The sequence below is a fragment of the Micromonospora craterilacus genome (genome assembly GCF_003236315.1).
GTDB classification, from domain to species: Bacteria; Actinomycetota; Actinomycetes; order Mycobacteriales; family Micromonosporaceae; genus Micromonospora; species Micromonospora craterilacus.
The window spans coordinates 1-3,875 of sequence record NZ_POTY01000377.1; the positions used below are offsets into that span (position 1 = coordinate 1).

Sequence of the window (3,875 nt, forward strand, 5' to 3'; positions counted from 1 at the left end):
GGCGGGTGGGCGTGCCGGTCATCGCCACCACGCCTCCTCGGCTGATCACCCGCTGCGACCCTGTTGCCGCCCATCGTAGTTACCGTCGGGGGCGCGCGTTGTCCACAGGAGAGCGCGACGGGGTAGCACAACAGCGATCGTGCCGCTACCGTCAGCGACGAGTTCTCGTTGGCCCCGTACCCACGTCGCGCCCGTCCTCCGGCGTCGTGGATGGTGCGTTTCGCCGCAGGGCCAGCCACGACCGAGGAGACGAGGTGACGTCGGGGTGTCCCAAACCCAGGCAGAGGCCGCGGTGATGCAGCAGACCGCGGTGAAGTTCGAGCAGGCAGACCAGTCGTTGCAGACCATGCTCAGCGGGCTGCTGACCCAGCTGGAGGTGCTCCAGCAGGCCTGGCGCGGTGCGGGCGGCCGGTCGTTCGAGCAGGTCAAACAGCAGTGGGCGCAGGATCAGACGAACCTGCAGCGGGCGCTGCGGGAGACCGCGGGCGCGATCCGCACCGCCGGCACCCAGTACGACGTGTCGGACACCGAGGCGGCAACCCGGGTGTCCGCGACCAACCGCGGCGGCATCCAGCTGCCGCTCTAGTCCAGAAGCTAGGGGGAGACATCCGATGGAGCACGGTGTGCTGGTCGTCAACTTCGCCGCGTTGCAGCAGGCCAGCGCGGACATCCAGCGGGCGTTGAACACGCTCGACTCGCAGCTCGGCCAGCTGGAGCGCGACGCGGCCCCGCTGGTGGCCAGTTGGTCCGGTGCCGCCCAGCAGGCGTACGAGCAGCGGCAGGCCCGGTGGCGTAACGCCTCGCAGGACCTCCAGGCGATGCTGCGGGACATCAAGCTGGCCGTCGACGAGTCCGCGGCCGACTACCTCGACACCGAGAAGAGGAACACCGGCCTTTTCCAATGACCACCGGTTGCCGACGGCCGTCGGGTGGTGGCGTGCCGCCGGTTGGCGACGGGCCGTCGGGTGGCGGCGGCTGTCCCGGCCGGCGTCACCCTGCCGTCGCCCGGGTGCCGATGGGTATCTCAGCCCGGGTCGGCGGGGCGCCAGCGCCGCCGGGCGCCCCGGGGCACGACCACGGCCACCAGCACGACGAAAACCACCACCAGCCCGCCGGCGGTGGCCAGCAGCAGCGCGCGCTCCCGCGCGGTGGCGCGGCGGGCCTGCTGCGCCAGCAGCGCCGGATCGGTCCGGTCGTCGGCCAGCGCGGCGGCCGACCGGTCGCGCCCCGTCGGACCGCCACCGGTTTCGGTGACCGCCCGGTGTGGGTTGAGCACTCCCGCGCCGTACCCGCCGTCCGGGGCCGGGTCGGTGGTGGCGACGATCCGGGTGGCCACCTCCTCGGCGGTCAGCTCGGGGCGGTACTGGCGGAGCAGGGCCGCGGTGGCGGCCACGAAGGGCGCGGCGTAGCTGGTCCCCTCGGCCCGTTGGTGGCCCTGGCCCGGGGCGGCGATCAGCACGTCCGTGCCGGGCGCGACCAGGTCCAGGTAGGAACCGGTCTGGGAGAAGGCGGCTCGGGTGCCGTCGGCACCGACCGCGCCCACCCCGAGCACCCCGTCGTACGCCGCCGGGTAGGGGCGCGGGTCGCCGCTGCCGTGCAGGTTGCCGGCGGCGGCGACGACAACCACGTCCCGGGCGACCGCGTAGGCGACCGCCGCGCGCACCGCCGGATGATCGGCGTACAGCACGACGGACAGGTTGACCACGTCCGCGCCGTTGTCCACCGCCCAGCGGATCGCTCGGGCGAAACCGTCCGGGCCGACCGTACGCCCCGATCCTCGGCCGTCCACGACCTGCTGTTCACTGACCCGGACCGGCAGGATCCGGGCGTTCGGCGCCAAGCCGCGGAAGGCGATCCCGTCGCGCGGGGCGGCGGCGATGATGCTCGCCACGCCGGTGCCGTGGCCGACGCAGTCCCGGCTACCGTCACCGCCCGGGTCGAGCAGATCGGTGCCGGTGAGCACCCGGTCGGCGAGCTGGGGATGCCGCCGGTCCACGCCTGAGTCGACCACCGCCACGGTGACGCCCGACCCGGTCGCCAGCGGCGACAGCCGCTCCGGGGCGTACCGCTGCTGGGGCCAGGGGACGGTCGACACCGGCCGGACCGGTGCCGGCGGGGCCGCGCAGCCCGGCGCGGCCAGCGCCGTGGTGGGCAGCGCGGTCGTCATCGGGCCGGCCAGCAGGGCGGCGGCCAGACCCGCGAGGAGTGGGCGCGGGCTGCACCGGGACATCGACCGCCTCCGTATCGTGGCGACACCGGAACGGGATGTTATCGCCTCGGAACGATCCGGGCGGAGCGCCGCCAGCCTGGCATTGTGATCTTGTGGTCACCTTGTAGGTTGTAGGCGATACCTATGGCCTGTGCCGGGAGGAGGGGTGGCCGTGACCGACTGGGAGCCGGCCACCGAGGCCGAGGCGGCGATGCGGGACGCGCTGCGCAACAACGACCAGCAGCTTTACTTCCGCATCCTGTCCAGCGTCGAGCTGCTGTTACCGGTCTCCGCCCAGCCGGTCGGGGGGCAGACACCGGTGGGTTGGGGCACCTGGACCACGGGCGGCCGCACGCACGTGCTGGCATTCACCTCCGTCGAGGCGATGCGGACCTGTCTGGGTGAGCACGCCGGGCCCAGCCGACGCACCGGCTACGCGGAGCTGGCCGCCGGCTGGCCGAACCACGAGTGGTGGCTGGCGGTCAACCCGGGCCTACCTGTCGAGGGCTATCTGCCCGCCTGGTACGTCTCCCAGTTGTCCCGCGGCGACGTCCGGCTACCGGGGCGCACGGTGGGTGCTCGGGCGCGGCTGGAGCGCGTCGAGGCGCTGAACCGGTCCCGCGAGGCCGCTGCGGGCGCGGCGCCGTCCAGCCCGACGGCACCGACGGCCGGCGAGCCGGGCCAGCGTCCGGCTGGTGTCAGCGCGGGCCGAGCGGTAGCGCCGCCACCGGCGGTCCCGGCGGCCTTTCACCTTCCCGAGGTCCCCGTGGCGGCGCCGGGCACGGTCGTCGGACCGCACCGTCAGCAGCCCGCCGACCGGGCGCCGGGTCACCCGGCTGCCGGTGGGCTCGCGTCGGCCGCACCGGACGGCCCGCAGGGCGTCGGTGGCAGCCGGCCGGGTGGGCTCGGTGGCGACGGGCACGGTGCTGGCGGTGCCGTCCGGCCGGAGGGCCCGGGTGCCCTGCCGCCGCGTCGGCCGATGCCGGCACGCGGCGAGGAATCCGCGTCGCCGGGCCACGGATGGCCGGTGACGCCCGAGCGTCCCGGGCCGCCGGCCAACGGTCACCCCGCCGACCCCGGCGCCGACCAGACGGGCCGGCGGTCCTTCTTCGAACCGGCCGCCGGTCGGTCGGCCCATCGCGGCGACCGCCTGACCGAGCGGGCGACACCGCCGTCCCGGTTCGGTCGGGGCAGCCAGCCGTTTCCGCGTCGCGGGCCGGCCGGCGAGCCGCCGTCCGAAGGCAGGCCGCGAGCGTTCGTCTTCACCGAGGGCGATCAGTCCGCCACCCCGGCGCGACCGGGGCCGGGCGGGGACACGACGCAGCCGCTGGCGACGGCCGGTGGTTCGACGCCGGACCCGACCCGCCCGGGGCGGGTGCCTCCACCGGCCGGCTGGACCCCGGGCGGCACCAATGCCGCCAACGGCGCTGGCGCAGGCAGCGCCGAGGCGACCCAGGCGTTGCCCCGTCGCCAGACGCCGGAACTCGCGGAGGAAATTCCCGCGTCGATCGCGGAGCCGGTCTCCGGCCCGCCGGCGCCGCGCCGCGGCTTCACCCCGATCGTCATCGAGGGCACCATCATCGAGGCCCGTGACCTGACCGCGGAGGCCGCGCCCGATCGCCCGGTCGGTGCGGCCAACGGTGCCCCGCAGAGGCCCACAGAGCAC

At 75.2% G+C, this 3,875-nt stretch carries 4 protein-coding genes; 3 read left to right on the forward strand and 1 reads right to left on the reverse strand.

Annotated features, from left to right (window positions below):
* Positions 1-265 precede the first annotated feature (265 nt).
* Together C1I95_RS32490 and C1I95_RS32495 are read left to right on the forward strand one after the other, a co-directional pair.
* Positions 266-586, forward strand: a complete 321-nt coding sequence (locus C1I95_RS32490) for a WXG100 family type VII secretion target (RefSeq protein ID WP_111219765.1) — start codon at positions 266-268, stop codon at positions 584-586.
* 25 nt (positions 587-611) lie between these two features.
* Complete coding sequence (locus tag C1I95_RS32495; RefSeq protein WP_111219767.1) at positions 612-905, forward strand: WXG100 family type VII secretion target; 294 nt, start codon at positions 612-614, stop codon at positions 903-905.
* 119 nt (positions 906-1,024) lie between these two features.
* Here C1I95_RS32495 and mycP read toward each other — a convergent pair whose 3' ends face one another.
* A complete protein-coding gene (gene mycP, locus C1I95_RS32500) occupies positions 1,025-2,230 on the reverse strand; it encodes a type VII secretion-associated serine protease mycosin (protein ID WP_111219769.1) in 1,206 nt (401 codons plus the stop codon).
* 151 nt (positions 2,231-2,381) lie between these two features.
* Here mycP and C1I95_RS32505 point away from each other — a divergent pair.
* Positions 2,382-3,875 (forward strand): SseB family protein (locus tag C1I95_RS32505; protein WP_199524012.1); only part of this gene is annotated, 1,494 nt, incomplete at its 3' end.

Bases quoted from the DNA above. Each gene is read 5' to 3' on its own strand.
- C1I95_RS32495 (WP_111219767.1), top strand. From the start codon at position 612: ATGGAGCACGGTGTGCTGGTCGTCAACTTCGCCGCGTTGCAGCAGGCC.
- mycP (WP_111219769.1), bottom strand. From the start codon at position 2,230: ATGTCCCGGTGCAGCCCGCGCCCACTCCTCGCGGGTCTGGCCGCCGCC.